At 73.2% G+C, this 19,686-nt stretch carries 18 protein-coding genes; 6 read left to right on the plus strand and 12 right to left on the minus strand.

Annotated features, from left to right (window positions below; translation table 11 throughout):
• Nucleotides 1-5 precede the first annotated feature (5 nt).
• On the plus strand, nucleotides 6-605 hold the full coding sequence (locus AB0J46_RS30320; RefSeq protein WP_364337643.1) for a class I SAM-dependent methyltransferase: 600 nt from the start codon (nucleotides 6-8) through the stop codon (nucleotides 603-605).
• Here AB0J46_RS30320 and AB0J46_RS30325 read toward each other — a convergent pair.
• The gene (locus AB0J46_RS30325; protein WP_364337644.1) at nucleotides 579-1,712 is read right to left on the minus strand and encodes a cupin domain-containing protein; all 1,134 of its coding nucleotides are present in this window, start codon (nucleotides 1,710-1,712) and stop codon (nucleotides 579-581) included. The two genes, AB0J46_RS30320 and AB0J46_RS30325, sit on opposite strands and share 27 nt — an antisense overlap.
• A gap of 77 nt (nucleotides 1,713-1,789) precedes the next feature.
• Nucleotides 1,790-3,238: an argininosuccinate synthase gene (argG, locus tag AB0J46_RS30330; protein WP_364337645.1), complete on the minus strand. Its 1,449-nt coding sequence runs from the start codon at nucleotides 3,236-3,238 to the stop codon at nucleotides 1,790-1,792.
• Between the two features lie 153 nt (nucleotides 3,239-3,391).
• On the opposite strand from argG, the gene AB0J46_RS30335 reads away from it, so the two are divergent.
• Complete coding sequence (locus AB0J46_RS30335) at nucleotides 3,392-4,417, plus strand: acyl-CoA dehydrogenase family protein (RefSeq protein WP_364337646.1); 1,026 nt, start codon at nucleotides 3,392-3,394, stop codon at nucleotides 4,415-4,417.
• Nucleotides 4,418-4,498: 81 nt separating this feature from the next.
• Here AB0J46_RS30335 and AB0J46_RS30340 read toward each other — a convergent pair whose 3' ends face one another.
• From AB0J46_RS30340 to AB0J46_RS30375, 8 genes are all read right to left on the minus strand, one after another.
• Nucleotides 4,499-5,191: a GntR family transcriptional regulator gene (locus tag AB0J46_RS30340; protein WP_352351279.1), complete on the minus strand. Its 693-nt coding sequence runs from the start codon at nucleotides 5,189-5,191 to the stop codon at nucleotides 4,499-4,501.
• Nucleotides 5,192-5,330: 139 nt separating this feature from the next.
• Complete coding sequence (hpaD, locus tag AB0J46_RS30345; protein WP_357976934.1) at nucleotides 5,331-6,191, minus strand: 3,4-dihydroxyphenylacetate 2,3-dioxygenase; 861 nt, start codon at nucleotides 6,189-6,191, stop codon at nucleotides 5,331-5,333.
• On the minus strand, nucleotides 6,191-7,627 hold the full coding sequence (locus AB0J46_RS30350) for an aldehyde dehydrogenase family protein (protein ID WP_364337647.1): 1,437 nt from the start codon (nucleotides 7,625-7,627) through the stop codon (nucleotides 6,191-6,193). Before AB0J46_RS30350 ends, hpaD begins: the two co-directional genes overlap by 1 nt.
• Nucleotides 7,624-9,111, minus strand: a complete 1,488-nt coding sequence (locus AB0J46_RS30355; RefSeq protein ID WP_364337648.1) for a GMC family oxidoreductase N-terminal domain-containing protein — start codon at nucleotides 9,109-9,111, stop codon at nucleotides 7,624-7,626. The genes AB0J46_RS30350 and AB0J46_RS30355 overlap by 4 nt, the downstream gene beginning before the upstream one ends.
• The gene (locus tag AB0J46_RS30360) at nucleotides 9,098-9,784 is read right to left on the minus strand and encodes an ATP-binding cassette domain-containing protein (protein ID WP_364337649.1); all 687 of its coding nucleotides are present in this window, start codon (nucleotides 9,782-9,784) and stop codon (nucleotides 9,098-9,100) included. The genes AB0J46_RS30355 and AB0J46_RS30360 overlap by 14 nt, the downstream gene beginning before the upstream one ends.
• Nucleotides 9,781-10,470 carry an ATP-binding cassette domain-containing protein gene (locus AB0J46_RS30365; RefSeq protein ID WP_364337650.1) on the minus strand — a complete coding sequence of 230 codons (690 nt, stop codon included), beginning with the start codon at nucleotides 10,468-10,470 and terminating at the stop codon, nucleotides 9,781-9,783. The genes AB0J46_RS30360 and AB0J46_RS30365 overlap by 4 nt, the downstream gene beginning before the upstream one ends.
• A complete protein-coding gene (locus tag AB0J46_RS30370; protein ID WP_364337651.1) occupies nucleotides 10,467-12,353 on the minus strand; it encodes an ABC transporter permease in 1,887 nt (628 codons plus the stop codon). The genes AB0J46_RS30365 and AB0J46_RS30370 overlap by 4 nt, the downstream gene beginning before the upstream one ends.
• Nucleotides 12,353-13,612: an ABC transporter substrate-binding protein gene (locus tag AB0J46_RS30375; protein WP_364337652.1), complete on the minus strand. Its 1,260-nt coding sequence runs from the start codon at nucleotides 13,610-13,612 to the stop codon at nucleotides 12,353-12,355. Before AB0J46_RS30375 ends, AB0J46_RS30370 begins: the two co-directional genes overlap by 1 nt.
• A 278-nt stretch (nucleotides 13,613-13,890) precedes the next feature.
• Between AB0J46_RS30375 and hpaE the strand changes: the two genes are divergently transcribed.
• The gene (gene hpaE / locus AB0J46_RS30380) at nucleotides 13,891-15,357 is read left to right on the plus strand and encodes a 5-carboxymethyl-2-hydroxymuconate semialdehyde dehydrogenase (RefSeq protein WP_364337654.1); all 1,467 of its coding nucleotides are present in this window, start codon (nucleotides 13,891-13,893) and stop codon (nucleotides 15,355-15,357) included.
• Nucleotides 15,358-15,431: 74 nt separating this feature from the next.
• The gene (locus AB0J46_RS30385) at nucleotides 15,432-16,526 is read left to right on the plus strand and encodes a glycerophosphodiester phosphodiesterase (protein ID WP_364337655.1); all 1,095 of its coding nucleotides are present in this window, start codon (nucleotides 15,432-15,434) and stop codon (nucleotides 16,524-16,526) included.
• Between the two features lie 140 nt (nucleotides 16,527-16,666).
• Here the strand turns inward: AB0J46_RS30385 and AB0J46_RS30390 are convergent, their stop codons facing one another.
• Nucleotides 16,667-17,506, minus strand: a complete 840-nt coding sequence (locus AB0J46_RS30390) for a DUF1206 domain-containing protein (protein WP_364337656.1) — start codon at nucleotides 17,504-17,506, stop codon at nucleotides 16,667-16,669.
• Between the two features lie 67 nt (nucleotides 17,507-17,573).
• Entirely contained in the window at nucleotides 17,574-18,362 is a 789-nt protein-coding gene (locus tag AB0J46_RS30395) for an SDR family NAD(P)-dependent oxidoreductase (RefSeq protein WP_364337657.1), read from the minus strand.
• A 66-nt stretch (nucleotides 18,363-18,428) separates the two neighbouring features.
• Between AB0J46_RS30395 and AB0J46_RS30400 the strand changes: the two genes are divergently transcribed.
• Both AB0J46_RS30400 and AB0J46_RS30405 read left to right on the plus strand, forming a co-directional pair.
• Nucleotides 18,429-19,199 carry a MoaF C-terminal domain-containing protein gene (locus AB0J46_RS30400; RefSeq protein ID WP_357976968.1) on the plus strand — a complete coding sequence of 257 codons (771 nt, stop codon included), beginning with the start codon at nucleotides 18,429-18,431 and terminating at the stop codon, nucleotides 19,197-19,199.
• A gap of 12 nt (nucleotides 19,200-19,211) precedes the next feature.
• A complete protein-coding gene (locus AB0J46_RS30405; protein ID WP_364337658.1) occupies nucleotides 19,212-19,679 on the plus strand; it encodes a nuclear transport factor 2 family protein in 468 nt (155 codons plus the stop codon).
• The last annotated feature ends 7 nt before the right edge of the window (nucleotides 19,680-19,686 follow it).

The raw sequence follows: 19,686 nt of genomic DNA on the forward strand, positions 1-19,686 counted from the left end.
GCGGCGTGACCTACGCCTCCCTGCGGGCGGGGCGGGGGCCCAACGCGCTCGTCGTCGAGGCGCTGGACGTGCTCGGCGGCGTCCGCGGGCGGGCGCTGGACATCGGCGCGGGCCCGCTCAACGACACCCGCTTCCTGCTGGAGCTGGGCTTCTCGGTCGAGGCCGTGGACACCGACCCCTGCACCCTCGCGCTGGCGGCGGCCTGGCGGCACCCGCGGCTGCGGGTCGTGCACGCCGACGTCCGTGACGTGCCGGTCGCGGCGGGGGCCTACACGTTCATCGTCGCGATCCACGTCCTGCCCTTCCTGCCCGAGGCCGACGTCCGCCGGGTGGCGGCCGCGATGGCCGGCGGCCTGGCCGCGGGCGGCGTGCTGTGCTGCACGTTCTTCGGCCCGGAGGACGCCTGGGCGGGGCGGCCGGGGCGCACGTTCCTGCGCGCCCCCGAGGCCGGCGCGCTGTTCCCCCGGCTGGAGCCGGTCGTCCTGCGCGAGGACCGCTACGACGGCATCGACGCCCGGGACGAGCCCAAGCACTGGCACGTGGTGCGCTGCGTCTTCCGCAGGCCCGCTGCCTCAGGCTCAGATGGCGCCGCCGGGTCGGCCTGACGTCGCGAGGGTCAGGAAACCCTCCTCGACCAGGCGGCGTACCAGGGCCAGGCCGTCCTCCCCCGGCAGACCGGCCGCCGTGAAGGGCTCGCCGTCCGCCATGCGCAGGAAGGCCGCCTCGTGCCGGGCGGGGAGGGTGAGCCGTTTGCCATGGAAGGCGAGGACCAGCGTGCCGGCGTCCCGTCTGCTCTCCCAGCGCAGGCCGGGGCGGAGCCGGACGGCGGTGCCGGCGTCGAGGCGGGCCAGGCCCGCGAGGTCGAGCAGGTGGCCGCCCAGCCGGTCGCCCTCGGCGAGCATCGCCATGTCCACGGCGTCGTCGGCCAGCCTCTCGGGGGTGAGGACGGTCGTCAGGCGGGCGGTCAGCTCCCGGATGCGCTCCCGTGTGGCGGCCCGGCCGCCGCTCGTACGGGCGAAGCCGAAGGGCAGCGGCTCCTGGCAGTCGGGGTCGGCGGAGACGGCCGCCTCCCACCCGGCCAGCAGCACGTCGGCCCAGGTCAGGGGGTGGACGCCGACGCTCAGGTGCAGGGACGCGCCCCGCGCCGAGGCGGCCTCGTGCGGCAGGCCGCGCGGCAGGTAGAGCAGGTCCCCTTCGCCCAGGTCGAACTCGCGGCGGGCGTCCTCGTGGATCCGCCAGCGTTTGGTCCCGGCCACCTGCAGCACGAACACGTCGTGGGAATCGCGGTGGACGCCGAAGCCGCGCGACCGCGGCGGTGTGAGGTAGGCGTTGACCCGGCACTCCGCGCTGAACTCGCCCGCCAGCCGCCGGCACAGCTCCCGCAGCGGCGGCCACCGTTCGTGCACCGAGGGCATGATCAGGGTCGAGCCGTCGCGGTAGCGGGCGTAGAGGTCCTCCAGCCCGGCCGCGCCGCCGTCGGCGTGGCCGTCGCGGACCACGCGCACGGCCCCGGCGTGCAGGCCGGAGCCGGACAGCAGCTCGTCGAGGCGGGCCAGCGAGAACAGCTCGCGGTAGTGGCCGGGCGACCGCCTGCGCAGCAGGAGATGCCGCCGCCCCTGGTGGTCCTGCAGGAACTCCTCGCGGGACACCGGGCCGAGCAGCCAGTCGGTGGCGGGCGTGACGTCCGCGCCGTCCCGCTCGTCGATCATCATCTCCGGTCCGTACCCGTGGCGTCCGCACGCCACGCCCCGGGCCGCGCAGGGGCGGCCCGGGAGGCCCGGGGGCGCGGTCAGTCGGTGCCGAACTCCATCGCGGCGCGGTCGAGCAGCTCGTCGTCCTCGGCGACCTCGCCGCGCGAGGCGATGGCCTCCGCGCCGCCCTGCGGCATCGCGCCGATGAGGCCGGTCGAGGCCGCCTGGGCGGCGCCGATGAGCGCCGGGTGGGTGGTGCCGACCATGCCGAGCGTGGCGTACTGCTCCAGCTTGGCGCGCGAGTCGGCGATGTCCAGGTTGCGCATGGTGAGCTGGCCGATGCGGTCGACGGGGCCGAACGCGGAGTCCTCCGTGCGCTCCATCGACAGCTTGTCGGGGTGGTAGCTGAAGGCCGGGCCGGTGGTGTCGAGGATCGAGTAGTCCTCGCCGCGGCGCAGCCTCAGGGTGACCTCGCCGGTGATCGCCGTGCCGACCCAGCGCTGCAGCGACTCGCGCAGCATGAGCGCCTGCGGGTCGAGCCAGCGGCCCTCGTACATGAGCCGGCCGAGCCGCCGGCCCTCGTTGTGGTACGTGGCCAGGGTGTCCTCGTTGTGGATGGCGTTGACCAGGCGCTCGTAGGCGGCGTGCAGCAGCCCCATGCCGGGGGCCTCGTAGATGCCGCGGCTCTTGGCCTCGATGATGCGGTTCTCGATCTGGTCGGACATGCCCAGGCCGTGCCGGCCGCCGATCGCGTTGGCCTCCATGACCAGGTCGACCGGGGAGCCGAACTCCTTGCCGTTGATCGTGACCGGGCGGCCCTGGTCGAAGCCGATGGTGACGTCCTCGGGGAGGATCTCGACCTCGGGGTCCCAGAAGCGCACGCCCATGATCGGCTCGACGGTCTCGATGCCGGTGTCGAGGTGTTCGAGGGTCTTGGCCTCGTGGGTGGCGCCCCAGATGTTGGCGTCGGTCGAGTACGCCTTCTCAGTGCTGTCGCGGTAGGGCAGCCCATGGGCGAGCAGCCACTCCGACATCTCCTTGCGCCCGCCGAGCTCGGAGACGAAGTCCGCGTCGAGCCAGGGCTTGTAGATGCGCAGGTGGGGGTTGGCCAGCAGGCCGTAGCGGTAGAACCGCTCGATGTCGTTGCCCTTGAACGTGGAGCCGTCGCCCCAGATCTGCACCTCGTCCTCGAGCATGGCCCGCACCAGCAGGGTCCCGGTGACGGCGCGGCCGAGCGGCGTGGTGTTGAAGTAGGCCCGGCCGCCCGAGCGGATGTGGAACGCGCCGCAGGTGAGCGCGGCCAGGCCCTCCTCGACCAGCGCGGCGCGGCAGTCGACCAGGCGCGCGAGCTCGGCCCCGTAGGCCAGCGCGCGGCTGGGCACCGAGGCGATGTCGGGCTCGTCGTACTGGCCGATGTCGGCGGTGTAGGTGCACGGGACGGCGCCCTTGTCGCGCATCCACGCGACGGCCACCGAGGTGTCGAGACCGCCGGAGAAGGCGATGCCGACCCGCTCGCCGGTGGGCAGGGAGGTGAGAACCTTGGACATAGAAGAAGATTATGCATTGCAACGCATGTTCATGCAAAGCCAGCGTCTTTTCCGGGTGCGGGCCGGGATCTCCGGCGGAGGGTGGACAACCGGGCGGGGACGTGATCTGACGGAGGAAGCACCGCCGACGATCACGAACAGGAGCACCGGGACATGACCGACAAGCCGCGACTGCACTCAGCCGGCCCCACCTACCTGGACCGCGCCCGCGACCTGCGCCCGCTGATCGAGGGCGAGGCGGCCGAGGCCGAGGCGCTGGGCAGGCTGACCGAGCCCGTCGTGGCCGCCCTGCACGAGGCCGGGCTGTTCGGCGTCTGGCTGCCCGCCCCGCTGGGCGGCTCGGAGTTGTCGCCGTCGGAGCTGCTCGCCCTCTTCGAGGAGCTGACCTACGCCGACGCCTCGACCGGCTGGGTGGTCATGGCCACCACCCTGGAGAACGGCACGGCGGGCGCCTACCTGGGCGACGACGCCGTCGAGCACATCTTCGGCGGCCCCCGCACGCCGCTGTTCGCGGGCCAGGGCACCCGGCCGGGCACCGCCGTGCGCGAGGACGGCGGTTTCCGGCTGACCGGCCGCTGGAGCTTCGCCTCGGCCATGCCGCACGCCCGGTACGTGCACAGCCTGGGCGTCGTGGCGGGCACGGGCGAGGAGCGCATCTTCATCACCCCGGTCGAGGACGCCGAACTGCTCGGCAACTGGGACGTCCTGGGGCTGCGCGCCACCGGCAGCCTCGACTACGCCATCGACGGCGCCTTCGTGCCGGAGTCGCGCACGCACCTGTTCGCCCAGCGGGAGCCGCTGCGCGGCGGCGCGATCTACCGGCTGGGACTGCTGGACCAGGCGCTGATCGCCCACTCCGGCTGGGCGCTCGGCCTCGGCCGCCGCCTGCTGGACGAGCTGGGCCGGCACGTCGCGGCCCGCGCCGGACGTCCGGGTCAGCTCGCCGTCAGCGACGCCTTCCACACCGGCTTCGCCCGCGCCGAGGCGGCACGACGGCGCTGCGCGACGGCCTGCTCCAGCGCCTGTTCCGGGACGCGCACGCCAGCGCCCAGCACATCACCTCGGGCCCGCAGGCGCTGCGGGAGTGCGGCCGCGAGCTGGCGGGCCTGGCCCAGGGCGAGGAATGGACACTCTTCACCCTGGAACCCTGACCCGGCCCGCACCCCTGCCCCACCCTGAAGCCCTGCCCCGAAGCGCCGCCCTGAACCCCTGCCCCGGAGCCCTGAGCCCCGCCGCAGGACGTCGAGCGCTGCCAGAAGGTCAGTGCTGCCGGGAGACCTGGGCGGTGTGCAGGGCGTCCGCGGTGGCGATCTTGTGGTTGCGGGCCGCCTGCTCGATCACCTCGGCCTCGGCGGCGCCCTCGATCAGGCTCAGCAGGTGGTCGTGCTCCTCCACCGACCTGCGCGCCCGCCCCGGCACGTACGTGAAGCTGGAGCGGCGCATGTGGTCGAGCCGCGCCCACTCCGACTCCAGCAGGGCGTTGAGGTGCTCGTCGGGGCAGTGGCGGTAGAGCGAGAAGTGGAACTCGCGGTTGAGCGCGGTGAAGGAGGTGGGGTCGAACTCCTCCAGCGCCTCCTTCATCCGCTCGTTGATCTCCCGCGACTCCTGGATCTTGGCCGCGTCCATGTGCGGCGCGCAGATGGCCGTGGCGTAGCCCTCCAGCCGGGCCAGCACGTTGAGGGTGTGCTCGACCTGCACCGAGTCGAAGACGGCGACCCGGGCGCCGATGTTGCGGACGACCTCGACCAGCCCGTCGGACTGCAGCCTGCGCACGGCCTCGCGCAGCGGGATCGTGCTGACGCCGGTCTCCCGGGCGAGCTGGTCCATGACCAGCCGGTAGCCGGGGCCGTACGTGCCGTCGAGGATGCGGGCCCGCAGCAGGTCGTAGCTGATCTCGGCCTTGGAGCCCTTGGGCCGCTTGGCCTGGGCCGGTTTTCTCGTGCTGCTCACCATCACCTCTGCAGGACCTTCATGATGGCGTCGCGGAAGCCCGCGCCCACTGTCATCCCCTCATCTTGCCCGACCACGAGCCCGCGCGACGCCTGGACCCCCGCCATCCAGAACCTCCGTCTGTCCTATTTCACATATGATTTCAGATCTTATCGTACGCGGGCACGGGGAAGTCCACGACCACCTGCCCGGTTCCGGTCGAGCCGAAGTACGGGCACAACTGCTCCCCCCGCCCCTTGTACGACCGCCACCCCAGCAACCCGAACAACATCGCCGTGTCCGCCATCGCGCCCTCCCCCGCGCAGCGCACGTTGTAGTCGGGCAACATGTCCAGGAACTCGCCGATGCGCCCTTCGGCCCACATGTCCAGCACGGCCATGTCGATCTTCCGGTTGAGCGGGCTGCTGACCTCGTTGAGCAGCGACTCGGCGGTCTCGTTGGAGGGGAAGGCGTGCGAGAGCGAGCCGCTGGCCAGGAAGGCGACCCGGCGGTCGCTCTGCTGGATGCCACGCAGCAGCGCCTCGCCGATGCGCCGGTTCTCGTCGATCGAGGAGTAGATGTTGCAGCCGATCGGCAACACCCGCACGGCGGAGTCCTCGTTCATGAAGTGCATCGGGACCAGCGTCGCGTACTCCAGGCCCAGGTCGCGGTAGGTGTGCACGAGCGCCTTCTGCCCGCCGGCGGCGATCTCGGCGCGGATGAGCTCGGCCAGCTCGGGGTCGCCCGGGTAGTCGTAGTCGAGGTCGTGGATGAAGTGCGGCAGCTCGTGGCTGGCGTAGGAGTCGCGGTGGCGCTCCTTGCCGTTGAGGTGGAAGCCGATGCTGTTCATCCAGTGGGTGTCGGCGATCAGGTACGTGTCCACCCCCAGCTCCCGCGCCCGCCTGCCGACCTCGGTGAGAGCCAGCTCGGCGGGCCGGCGGATGCCGAAGTGCCTGCCCGGCTGGATCGACAGCCAGATCGACGGCACATGCGTGATCTTGGCTGCCAGGACGAGCTCTCCCATCACACCCTCCCCAGGTGCGTCCAGACGCCCTTGACCTCGGTGTAGGCGTCGATGGCGTACGGGCCCATCTCCCTCCCCCACCCGCTGGCCTTGTAACCGCCCCACGTGGTGGCGGCGTCGGGCACGTGGATCATGTTGATGAACACGGCTCCCGCCCGGATCCGGGCGGCCAGGCGGTGGGCGGTCGACAGGTCGTTGGTCCAGATGGAGGCGGCCAGGCCGTACTCCAGTCCGTTGGCGCGGCCGGCGATCTCGTCGGGGTCGTCGTAGGCCAGCACCGGGATGACGGGCCCGAACACCTCCTCGCGGGCCACGGCCATGGCGTCGGTCACCTCGGCGAACACGGTCGGGCGGTAGAAGAAGCCGGGGCCCTCGGCGCGCCTGCCGCCGGTGACGAGTTGCGCGCCATCGTACAGCGCGCTGCGGACGTGGGCGTCCACGGCCATCAGGTGGTCCTCGCTGATCAGCGGGCCGAGGTCGGTGGCCGGGTCGAGGCCGGGTCCGACCTTGAGCGCGTCGGCCGCGGCGGCCATCTTCGAGGTGAACTCGTCGACGCGCTTGCGGTCGACGTAGAAGCGCGAGTACGCGGCGCAGACCTGGCCGCTGTTGAACAGCGCGCCCTGGACGTTGCCCGCCACCGCGGCGTCGATGTCGGCGTCGGCCGCGATGATGCTCGGGGTCTTGCCGCCGAGCTCCAGCGTCAGGCGCTTGAGGTTGTCCGCGCTGGCGTGCACGAGCGAGCGCCCGACCGACGTCGAGCCGGTGAAGGAGATCTTGTCCACGCCCGCGTGCCCGGCCAGCGCCGCGCCGGTCTCCGGGCCGCCGGTCAGCAGGTTGACCACGCCGGACGGGAAACCGGCCAGCGCCATCAGCTCCACCAGCCGGACCGTGGTCAGCGGGGTCTGCTCGGCGGGTTTGACGATCACCGTGTTGCCGCAGGCCAGGGCGGGGGCGAGCTTCCAGGCGGCGATCATCAGCGGGAAGTTCCACGGGGTGATGAGCGCGCACACGCCGACCGGCTCGCGCCGGGTGTAGTGCAGGGTGTCGGGGTACGAGACGGGCAACACCGACCCCTCGATTTTCGTACACCATCCTGCGAAATATCGGAAATGTTCGGCGGTGCCGGGGACGGTCACGTTCCGCGCCACCGCCAGCGGCTGGCCGTTGTCCCTGGTCTCCAGCTCGGCCAGCTCGTCGGCGTGCTCCTCCACCAGGTCGGCCACCTTCCACAGCAGCCTCGCGCGGGCGGCGGCGGGCAGCTCGGCCCAGGCCGGGTCGTCCAGCGCGGCCCTGGCCGCCGCCACCGCGCGGTCCACGTCGACGGGGCCCGCCTCGGCGCACTCGGTGATGACGGTGGCCTCGGCCGGGTCCAGCGTGGCGAACGTCGCGCCGTCCGCGGCCGGGCCCCAGGCGCCGCCGATGTACAGGCCGGTCATGAGCCGATCTCCTCTCGCACCATGTCCGCGCACCGCTCGCCGATCATGATGGCGGGCGCGTTCGTGTTCCCTGACGTGACGGCGGGCATCACCGAGGCGTCGGCGACGCGCAGCCCGTCGATGCCGTGGACTCTGAGCCGCTGGTCCACGACGGTTCCCATGGCGCAGGTCCCGACCTGATGGTGGTAGGTCACCAAGGTCCTCTCTATGTGCTCGGACAGTTCACGGTCACCGGGGTAGAGCTCCGCGCCCGCCCACTCCCGCAGGGCGGTGGCGTGGGCCAGCTCCCGGCACAGCTCGACGGCCGCGCGCATGCACGCGCGGTCGGCGGCCGCCTCCAGGTAGGCGGGGTCGATGTGCAGCGGGGCGTCGGGGTCGGCCGAGGTCAGCGCCAGGTGGCCCCTGCTCTCCGGCCGGACGATCCCGGCCATGAGGGTGAAGGCGTCCGGCGGGCCGGTCATGCCCTCGTCGTACAGGGGGATGTGGAAGAACAGCGGCTGCACGTCGGGGCCGGGCAGGCCGGGGCGGCTGCGCCAGAAGAGCTGGCTGTGCATCGGCTGCAGGCCGGGCATCGCGGGCGGCACGGGCCGCCGGGCGGCCACGATCACCGGGACGAGCGCGTGGTCGTGCAGGTTGCGCCCGACGCCGGGCAGGTCCTCCACCGCCTTGATGCCGTGCCGGTGCAGCTCGGCCGCGTCGCCGAGGCCGCTCAGCAGGAGCAGGCGCGGCGACTCGACGGTCCCGGCGCTGAGGACGACCTGGGCGGCGGCCCCGACCCGGTGCAGGCGGCCGCCCTGGCGGTACTCCACGCCCACGCACCGCCGCCCGCGCAGGAGCAGCCGGCGGGCGCGGGCCCCGGTGCGGATCTCCAGGACCGGCCGGTCGCAGCGCGGGCGCAGGTAGGCGTCGGCCGTGCTGTGCCTGCGGCCGTGCCGGATGGTGAGCTGGCAGAACCCGGCGCCGTCGGGACGTTCGCCGTTGCAGTCGGGGTTGAACGGCAGGCCCTGCTCCACGGCGGCCGCCACGATCGCCGCGTTGACCTGGTGCGGCGCGTAGTCGGCGATCACCCGTACCGGCCCGCCGGCGCCGTGGTAGTCGCCGGGCCCGCGGTCGAAGTCCTCCAGCCGCTTGAAGTACGGCAACACCTCGGGGTACGACCAGCCGGGCCCCCAGGCGTCGTAGCCGGCCGGCGCGCCCCTGACGAAGATCATGCCGTTGAGCGAGGACGAGCCGCCCAGCACCTTCCCGCGCGGCCAGTGCGGACGCCGCCCGCCCAGCCGCCGCTGCGGCGCCACCCGGTAGTCGTAGTCCTCGGGGCCGCCCCACAGCCGGAACACCCCGCCGGGGTCGTGGATGTCGGGGTTGACGTCGGGGCCGCCCGCCTCCAGCAGCAGCACGCGCAGCGCCTCGTCGTCGGCCAGCCGGCGGGCCACCGCGGCGCCCGCCGAGCCCGCGCCGACCACGACGACGTCAAAGGTCTCCATCGCCCGCTCCCAGATAGGCCGAGCGCAGCCGGCCGCGCAGTTCGTCCGGCGTGCCGCGCAGCACGACCCGGCCCCGGTCCAGCACGTGCACGCGGGTGGCCAGCTCCAGGGCGAGCCGGGTGTACTGCTCGATGAGCAGCACCCCGGCGCCGCCCTCCGCGAGCGCGGCCAGGGCGGGGACGAGCCTGGACACCACGGCGGGGGCCAGGCCGAAGGACAGCTCGTCCACCAGCAGGTAGCGCGGGCCGCCGGTGACGGCCTGGGCCAGGGCGAGCATCTGCTGCTGGCCGCCGGACAGCGTGCCGGCCCGCCGGTCGCGCAGCCCGGCCAGCTCGGGGAAGGCGGCCAGGGCCGGTCCCGGGTCGGGCCCGGCCACGCGCAGGTTGTCGGCCACGCTCAGCGAGCGCAGCACCCGGTGCCCCTCGGGCACGGCGGCCACGCCCAGCGCCCGGACGCGTTCGGGGCGCAGCCCGGTCAGCTCGTCGCCGTCGGCGCTGACCGCGCCCGCCTCGACCGGCAGCAGCCCGGCCACGGCGAGCACGAGCGTGCTCTTGCCCGCGCCGTTCGCGCCGAGCAGCGCGGTGATCTCGCCGGGCGGCACGTCGAGCGTCACGTCGTGCAGCACCTCGCGCCCACCCCTGCGCACGCGCAGGTCGCGCACCTCCAGGCTCACGGCGCCTCCCCCAGGTAGGCGGCGCGCACCCGCTCGTCGGCCAGCACCGCCGCGGTCGGGCCGGCGGCGACCAGCCGGCCGAAGTCCAGCACGGCCGTGGTGGCGCAGACCTCGCCGACCAGGGCCACGTCGTGCTCGATGAGCAGCACGAGCGCCCCGAACCGGTCCGGCACGGCCGTCACCACCTCGGCCAGCGAGCGCGACTCCGCCTCCGACAGCCCGGCGGCCGGCTCGTCGAGCAGCACGATCCTGGGCGTGCCGACCAGGGCGCGGGCCAGTTCGAGCCGCCGCCGTTCCGGCAGCGTCAGCTCGCTTGCCGGGCGTCCGGGGTCGCTCAGGCCGCAGAACGCGAGCAGGCCCTCGTCCGGGCCGCCCAGGTGGTCGGCGGCCAGGCGCAGGTTGCCGGCCACGCTCAGCTCGGCGACCACCTGCTCCTGCTGGAACGTGCGGCGCAGCCCCCACCTGGCCCGCCGGTGCGGCGCGAGCGCCAGCAGGTCGGCGCCGCCGGCCGTGACCCGCCCGGAGACCGGCCGGACGAAGCCGGACAGCACGTCGAACAGGGTGGTCTTGCCCGCGCCGTTGGGCCCGATGAGCCCGCACAGGCCGGAGTCGAAGGTCAGGGTGACGCCGTCCAGCGGGCGCACGCCGCCGAAGCGCACCCGCAGGTCCTCGATCTCCAGCCTCATGCGGGCCGCCGCAGGTCCTCTAGCTGCCCGCCGATGCCGCGCGGCGCGGTGACCAGAGCGTGCATGGTGCCCGCGCCGAAGACGACGAGCATGAGGTTGCCGTCGAGCCCGGCGGCGTCGAGGGCGGCGGGCACGACCTGGCCGACCACGCCGGACAGCACCACGCCGGTCAGCCCGTACGCGCCGCCGACCAGGACGACGGCGAACAGCAGCACCGAGTCCGAGGCCCGGAACGAGATCGGGTCCAGCCGCCCGGTGTTGGCCGCCAGCAGCGCCCCGGCGGTCCCGGTGACGAACGCCGCCAGCGCGAACGCCCACACCTTGTACCTGGTCAGGGCCACGCCGACGGCCAGCGCGCCGGCCTCGCCGCCCCTGATCGCCGCACACGCCCGCCCCGGCCGCCCGCGCTGGTGCAGCACGACCAGGACGAGCGCGAGCACCGCGCACAGGACGGCGAACCGGAAGAACCCGGCGTCGGAGGAGGCCATCGAAGGGCGCGGCATGGCCTGCTGCGTCCCGCTGCCCGCCACCCGGCCGAGGAACCCGGGGCCGCCGTCGGGGAACCCGGTCGCCGAGAACGCCACCTGGAACGCCCCGCCGGCCATGAGCGTCACCAGGGCCAGGTCCACGCCGGACAGGCGCAGCGCGGGCAGACCGTACACGATGCCGACCAGGCAGGTGATCGCCCCGGCCGCCGGCACGACCAGCGGGAACGGCCAGCCGGTGGCGAACGCCAGCCGCAGCGCCACCCAGCCGCCGACGCCGAGCAGCGCCACCTGGCCGAGCGAGACCAGCCCGAGCCGGGCGTACAGCAGGGCGATGCCCGCGGCGGGGATGACGAAGATGACCGCGGAGGTGAGCACCCGCACCCAGTAGCCGTCCACGGCCAGGGGCACGAGCACCGCCAGCGCCGCCGCCCCGGCGGCCAGCCCGAGCACCACGCGCAGCACCGAGCGGGCGTCGCCGGGCGGCAGCGGCCGGGTCCGCGCCGGCAGCGCGGGCTCGGCCGGGCGCACCTCGACCGTGCCGCCGCGCCTGGCCCGCGCCCCTGTGCGCTGCAGCCACAGGATCGCCGCGACCGCCACCGCGAACGGCGCCACCGACCGGTACGGCGCGGTCTGCTCCCACGCCCCGCCCAGGGCCTCGGCCAGCCCGATCGCCAGCCCGGCCGCCAGCGTGACCGGCAGCGACCGGAAGCGGCCGACCACGCCCGCCGCCAGCGAGGCGATCACCAGGAAGGTCAGGGTGCCCGCCTCCAGCCGGGTCAGCGAGCCGAGCACCAGCCCGGTCAGCCCGGCCACCGCGCCGCCCGCGGCCCAGGTGACGGTCTCGACCCGCCGGATGGGCACGCCGAGCAGCGCGCTGATCTCGCGGTCGTCGGCCAGCGCGCGCATGGCGGTGCCGAAGCCGGTCCGGCGCAGCAGCACGGCGGTCCCGGCGGTCAGCGCCACGGCCAGGGCCAGCGCGAGCGCCTGGGTGAGCGTGACCCGCGCGCCGCCCACGTCGAACCCGGCCGTGTCGGTCGGCAGGGTGAGCGTGCGCGGGTCGTCGCTCCACGTCCAGTAGCACAGGCCGAGCAGCATGAGCGCGAGGCCGAGCGTGCACACCGCCTTGACCAGCGGGTCGCGGGCGGCGACGAGCGGGCCGACCAGGCCGCCGTACAGGCCGGACAGCAGCGCCGACAGCAGCGGCGCGGCCGCCAGCGCGGGCACGACCGGCCAGCCGTCCTGCAGGAGCTGCCAGGACAGCAGCGCGCCGATCGCGCCGAGCGCGCCGTAGGCCAGGTTGAGCACGCCCGTGGCGCGGTAGAGCACGACGATGCCCACGCCCGACAGCGCGTAGACGGCGCCGAGGGCGAGCCCGCTGATGACGAACGGCAGCATCAGCCGGTCAGCCCCAACTGCTTCTCCTCCCGCAGCAGCGGCGCGAGGTCGGGGTCCTGGGTCGGCGTGCAGTCCTTGATCTTCGACCAGCCGCCGCCCTTCATCGTGATGTAGCGGGTGTCGTGGTTGGCGTTGTGGCGGGCGGCGCGGCCGAAGTACCAGGGGGCGCAGAGCAGGTCGCTGCGGAAGCCCTTGACCTGCGACAGGGCCCGGCTCACCGAGGCGCGGTCGATCGTCCCGCCGGTCCTGGTCAGGGTGTCGACGAAGATCTTGGCGGCCAGGAAGCCGCCCTGGGAGAAGGAGTCGCGGGGGGCCTTGTCGTCGGCGTACTCGTCCATGACGCGGCGCCAGAGCTTGTTGTCGGGGGTGCCGGCGTCGAGCATGGTGAACTCGGAGTTGGACACGAAGCCCTCCCAGTAGCTGCCGACCTGGCCGGGGAAGGTGGTGTCGTAGCAGGGCGTCAGGCAGACGAAGGTGACCTTGTCCTTGAGGCCCTGCGCCTGGGCGGCCTTGAGGATGGCGGCGTCGTCGGGGGCGGGGTCCTGGAGGATGATCGCGTCCGGGCGGCCCCGCATGGCTTCGAGGAGCACGGCGGTGGCGTCCTTGACGCCGGGGTCGTGCAGCACGTCGCCGGCCGAGGTCAGGCCCTTGGTCCTGAGGTAGGCGCGCACGCCGTCCTGGGTCCAGTCGCCGACGCCGGGCACCCGGTTGCTGATCTGGGCGACCCTTCTGGCGCCCTTGACCTCGACGGCGTACTGGGCGGCGGCCACCGCGCTGACCCTGGGGCCGGCGTTGACCGGGGCGATGCGCGGCGACTCGAAGCACGCCCTCGGCACGCCGACCGCGAGCACGTCGAACAGCCCGTTCTGCTCCCAGATCGGGCCGGAGACGCCGCAGGCGACGAAGCTGGAGCCGCCGACCAGGGCGACCAGGTCGCGGTTGCCGGCCAGCTTGGTGGCCAGGGCCGAGGCCTTCTGCGGGTTGAGGCCGTCGTCCTCGACCAGGTACTCGACCGGACGGCCGCCGATGCCGCCGCCGGCGTTGACGCAGTCGAAGTACGCCTTGGCCGCCTTGGTGGCCGAGCTGAAGTCGATGCCGCCGCTCGCGGTGACGATCGCGCCGACGGTGATCGGGGTCCCGGTGGCGGGCTTCCCCGTGCCGCAGGCCGTTCTGGCGGCGCCGCCGTCCTGGCCGGTCCCGCAGGCGGAGACCACCAGGGCGATCGCGGCCCACCACACCAGGCGTCGTGGACATCGCATACGCATCCTCCTCGAAGCGCCGTGCGTCCAGCCCCGATGGACAAATCATGTACGACATCAGATATTTCTGTCCATAGGTTCCCCCATGTATCATCGACGATGTCCTATACGATTTGACGGGGTTGCGAGGGGCCTTCCGCTGGGCCTTCCACCTGGGAAATCATCGTGGCGGGGCGGAGGAGGAGTGCCATGACAGGGCGGTCCGGCCGCACGTCCGACAGGGGATCGATCGCACCCGTGGCCGGGGGGCCGCCGTCCCAGTGCAAGGAGATCGCCCGTTGAACCTGGAGCACTACATCGACGGGGCCCACGTGCCCAGCGTGTCCGGCCAGACGTTCACCTCGTTGGAACCCGCGACCAACCGCCCCGCCCTGACCGTCGCCTCCGGGGACGCCGAGGACGTCGACCTCGCCGTGCGCGCCGCGCTCAGGGCGTTCACCGACGGGCCGTGGCCGCGGATGCCGGGCGAGGAGCGGGCGGCGGTGCTGCGCGGCATCGCGGCGGCCATCGAGGCGCGCGACGAGCGCATCGCCGAGCTGGAGTGCGGCGACACCGGCCTGCCCATCACCCAGGCCAGGGGCCAGGCCCGGCGGGCGGCGCACAACTTCCGCTTCTTCGCCGACGTCATCAGCAGCCTGGGCGAGGACGTCTACCGCGTCGGCTCGGCCCAGCTCAACTACGTCGTGCGCAAGCCGGTCGGCGTGGCCGGGCTGATCACGCCGTGGAACACGCCGTTCATGCTGGAGACCTGGAAGCTCGCGCCAGCCCTGGCGGCCGGCTGCCCGGTGGTGCTCAAACCGGCCGAGTGGTCGCCGCTCTCGGCCAGCCTGCTGCCGGAGATCATGGAGGAGGCCGGGCTGCCCGAGGGCGTGTTCAACCTGGTCCACGGCATCGGCGAACGGGCCGGGGCGGCGCTGGTGGCCCACCCCGACGTGCCGGTGATCTCCTTCACCGGCGAGACCGCCACCGGCCAGACGATCATGCGCGACGCCGCCACCGGCCTCAAGACGTTGTCGATGGAGCTGGGCGGCAAGTCCCCGCTGCTCGTCTTCGACGACGCCGACCTGGAACGGGCGCTCGACGCGGCCGTCTTCGGCGTCTTCTCGCTCAACGGCGAGCGCTGCACCGCCAGCTCGAGGGTGCTCGTCCAGGACACCGTCTACGAGGAGTTCGTGGCCCGGCTCGCCGAGCGCGCCGCACGGGTGCGCGTCGGCCCGCCGCACGACCTGGCGACCGAGCTGGGCGCGCTCATCCACCCCGAGCACTACGAGCGGGTCATGTCCTACGTGCGGGCCGGCGTCGAGGAGGGAGCCCGCCTGGTGGCCGGCGGCGGCCGCCCGGACGGCCTGCCCGAGGGCAACTTCCTGGCCGCCACGGTCTTCGCCGACGTGACGCCCGCGATGCGCGTCTTCCAGGAGGAGATCTTCGGCCCGGTCGTCTGCGTCACCCCCTTCGCCACCGAGAAGGAGGCCCTGGAGCTGGCCAACGCCACCCGGTACGGCCTGGCCGCCTACGTGTGGACCAGCGACCTGCGCCGCGCCCACCGCATGGCCCAGTCCGTCGAGGCCGGCATGCTCTGGATCAACTCCCAGAACATCCGCGACCTGCGCACGCCCTTCGGCGGCGTGAAGGCCAGCGGCCTGGGCAGGGAGGGCGGCCGGTACAGCATCGACGTCTACACCGAGGCGCACATCGTGCACGTCGCCACCGAGGACCTGCCGATCCCCCGCTTCGGCCTCGGCTGAACCCGCCCCGCCGCGTCCTTCACTGTGCGCCCGGGCGTAACGTCCGGGCCACCTCGGCGGTCTACCGTGCCCGCATGACGACGCGCAGGTTGTTCGCGAGCGTGCTGGCCGCCGTCCTGGCCGGCGGCACGGTCGCTGTCGTGCTGACCCAGACGCCACCCGCCACGGCCGAGCGCCGCGGCCAGGCACCCGTCGTGATCGGTCACCGGGGCGCCAGCGCCCACCGGCCCGAGCACACGCTGCTGTCCTACGAGGCGGCCATCGCCATGGGCGCCGACTACATCGAGCCCGACCTCGTCTCCACCAAGGACCACGTGCTGGTCGCCCGGCACGAGAACGAGATCTCCGGCACGACCGACGTGGCCGCCCACCCCGAGTTCGCCGATCGGCGCGCCACCAGGACCGTGGACGGCCGGCCGGTCACCGGCTGGTTCACCGAGGACTTCACGCTGGCCGAGCTGAAGACGCTGCGGGCCAAGGAACGCGTGCCCGACCTGCGGCCGGACAACACCGCCTTCGACGGGCTGGCCGAGATCCCCACGTTCGAGGAGGTCGTCCAGCTGGCGCAGCGGCACGGCGTCGGGGTCTATCCCGAGACCAAGCACCCGACGTACTTCGACTCGATCGGCCTGTCGCTGGAGGAGCCGTTGCTGGAGGTGCTGAACCGGTACCACGTGCGCAAGGCGTACATCCAGTCCTTCGAGACGGCGAACCTGCGCGAGCTGCGCGGACGGACGCGGCTGCCGCTCATCCAGCTCATCACCTCGGGCGGCGCGCCCTACGACTGGGTCGCCGCCGGCAGCACCCGCACCTACGACGACATGGCGACCCCCGACGGGCTGCGCGAGGTGGCCCGGTACGCCGCCGGGATCGGCGTGGACACCCGCCGGGTGGTCCCGGTGGACGCCGCGGGCGCGACGCTGCCCCCGACCACGCTGGTCCAGGACGCCCACCGCAGGCGGCTGGAGGTGCACGTGTGGACGATCCGCAACGAGAACTCCCAGCTGCCCGCCGACCACCGCAGGGGCAACCCGGCCAGCCCGGTCTACGGGCGGGCCACCGGCGACGTGGCCGGCTGGCTGAGCAGGCTCATCGAGCTGGGCATCGACGGCGCGTTCTGCGACGACCCGGCGATGGGCCGCGCGGTGGTCACCGGACGCCCCGCCTGACCGGGGCGCACACACGAAGCGGCGGGCCCCTCCTGATCGGGCGCGCACACGAAGCGGCGGGCCCCTCCTGATCGGGCGCGCACACGAAGCGGCGGGCCCCCGTGCCGGGGACCCGCCGCCGGTGCGCCGCCGGGACGGCCTCAGGTGCGGCGCCAGCGGGACTCGCCGAAGCAGTAGCCCGCGAACAGCAGCAGCCCGAGTGCCACCACCGCGAGCAGCCACGGCCCCACCGGCGTGTCGGCGAAGCGCCGCAGGGTGGCGTCGATGCCGCCCGCCTTGTCGGGGTCGAAGGTGACCGCCGCGTAGCCGACGAAGACGCCGGCGCCGCCGGTGATCACGCCGCGGGCGATGTAGCCGGCCTGGCCCAGCCGTTCCATCACCTTGCGGGCCTTGGGCGACATGCGGCCAAGGTCGAGCTCGCGCTCGAACTTCTTGGTGACGCCCTCATGGATCCAGTAGATGCCGAGGGCGACGATGCCGAGCCCGATCAGGCCGACGATGATCTGGCCGCCGGGCAGGTCGAGCAGCTTGCTCGTCAGGTTCTGCGACTGCTTGTCGTCGGACTTGGCCTGGCCGGCCAGCAGCACGCTCAGCAAAGTCACGCAGATCAGGACGTACACGCCGGTGCGGAAGGCCGACTGCGCGCGGTCACTCGCCTTGCGGTGACTGAACAGCGCCTCCGACGCCTGCCACAACGCCAGCCCAGCGAAGCCGACCGTCATGATCCACAGCAGCACCTGGCCGAAGGGCAGTCCGGCGATGGTGGTGATGGCTCCGGACTTGTCGGCCTGGCGCGAGCCGTCGCCGAAGGCGATCTGCAACGCCAGCACTCCGATCAGCGCGTACAGCACGCCGCGGCAGGCCAGCCCGATGCGGGCCAGCGTGGTCATCGCCGGGCTGTCCGCTGCTCTGCGGGCCGCGTTCTTGGCCTCGCGGCCCGCGTCCATGGCTTCGCGGCCCGCGCTCTGTGCGGTGCTCACCGTTCCTCCTGGGGGTTTGCGGAAGAACTCCCCTTTGCCCGGGAAACGGGGTCCTAGGCGTCGCCGATCAGTCGAAGGCGAGGGTGGGCAGGTCAACGGCGGTGGCGCCGCCGTCGGCCACGACCACGCTGCCGGTCATGACGGCGCTGTCCGGCGAGGCGAGGAACAGGCAGATCGCGGCGATCTCGTCGGCCGTCGCCGGGCGGCGCAGCGGCACGTCCTTGGTGACCAGCTCGTACGCCGCGTCGCGGGTGATGCCGTCCCGGCCGACCAGCACATCCATCTCCTCGTCGGCCATCGGCGTGCGCACCCAGCCGGGGCACAGGCAGTTGGCCCGGACGCCCTGGGGCCCGTAGTCGCGGGCGATCGAGCGGGTCAGGCCGATGAGTGCGTGTTTCGTCGTGACATATCCGGACACGGCCGGGCCGGCGGCCAGGCCCGCGATCGACGACACGACCACGATCGCCCCCTTCGACCGCACCAGCGCCGGCAGCGCCTCCCGGCAGGTCACGAAGCAGGTGTTGAGGTTGACGTCGAGGCTGAGCCGCCAGGACGCGTCGTCGGTCTCGCCGACCGGCCCGCCCCCGTGGCCGCCCGCGTTGGCCACCACCACGTCGAGCCCGCCGAAGCGGCCCAGGCACGCCTCGACCGCCGCCCGCGCCTGGCCGGTGTCGGACATGTCCGCGCAGGCCACGGCCGCCGCGTCGCCGAGGTCCGCGGCCACCTCGGCCAGCGGCCCGGGACGGCGGCCGGTCAGCATGACCGAGGCGCCCTCGGCGGCGAACCTGCGGGCGGTCGCCGCGCCGATGCCGGTGCCCGCCCCGGTGATCAGCGCGACCTTTCCCTTGAGCCTCATCGCCTACTCCTTTACAACGGGAAGCTATATGATTTCATAGACGAATTCGTGGAGGAAGGAGCGGCCATGACCGATCGCCCTGCCGGTTGGAAGAACATGGACGATTTCGCGCCCGGGATCGCCACGAACCGCCTTCCGGCCACGTACGCGCTCGCGGGCACCGAGGTGGACCTCACCTTCGACGACGGCAGCAAGACGTCCCTGGCCTTCGCCGGTCGTTACAAGGTGCACGCCGACGGCGGGCCCGCCGAGCCGTACGAGGCCGTGGCCATGCGCGAGGACCTGTTCTACGTCGGCCGCGCGCACGCCGAGCGGCCCCGCGAGTACACGGTCACCGTCCTGCACACCAGCACGGGCCGGGCGCTGCGCGTGGTCTCGGTCATCGCGCCCGAGCCGGTCCCGGGGCAGCCGCGGGTGTCGCAGACGTTCACGCCCGGCGTGATCGAGGGCCGGGAGGTCACCGGCGAGCCGCCCGCGCCGACCCGCGAGCTGATCGGCCGCCGGGCCCTGTACCGCTACAGCCCCGAGCACCTCTACGAGCACGTCTACCTCAGCTCCGAGCGCTACGCCTGGCAGTGCCTGGCCGGCGCGCAGCGCGGCCACGGCGACGTCGATCTGGCCGCCGCCTGGAAGATCGCCGACGGCCTGTACGTGTTCACCTTCCGCGAGTTCCGCATCCCGGTCGCGGCCACCTGGCTCTACGACTGGACGGCCCTGCGCACGGTCGGCACCTTCTTCGGCCTGTCGGGCGAGGGCGAGATCCACCACTCCCCCGGCGGCGCGCACATCGAGCCGCTGGGTCAGGTCACCTATCCGGCCGGTGAGGAACCGGTCTGAGGAGAAACACAGATGAGCGACAATCTCGACGCCGTACGCGCCTCCTACGCGGCCTCGGCGGCCGGCGACGTGAACGGCATCGTGTCCCTGCTGGGCCCGGCGGCCCGGTGGACGGAGATGGCCGGCTTCCCGTACGCGGGCACGTACGTGGGGCCGCAGCAGGTGCTGTCGGAGGTGTTCGCCAAGCTGGGCAGCGAGTGGGACGGCTACCAGGCCGAGCCGGAGGAGTTCGTGGACGGCGGCGACGTGGTCGTCGTGATCGGCCACTACAGCGGCACCTACCGCGCCACCGGCAAGTCGATGAGGGTGCGCTTCACCCACGTCTGGCACCTTGAGGACGGCGTGGCCACCCGGTTCGAGCAGTTCACCGACACGGCCCTGGTCCGGGAGGCTGAGTCTTGCACTCGGAGCTGGTGGGGGTCGCAGTGGCCAGGGGGAAGCGACTGTTTACTAAAAACACAGGTCCGTGCGAAGTCGTAAGACGATG

Origin of the sequence: Nonomuraea sp. NPDC049758 (assembly GCF_040674635.1) — a bacterium.
In the GTDB taxonomy this organism is placed as follows: domain Bacteria; phylum Actinomycetota; class Actinomycetes; order Streptosporangiales; family Streptosporangiaceae; genus Nonomuraea.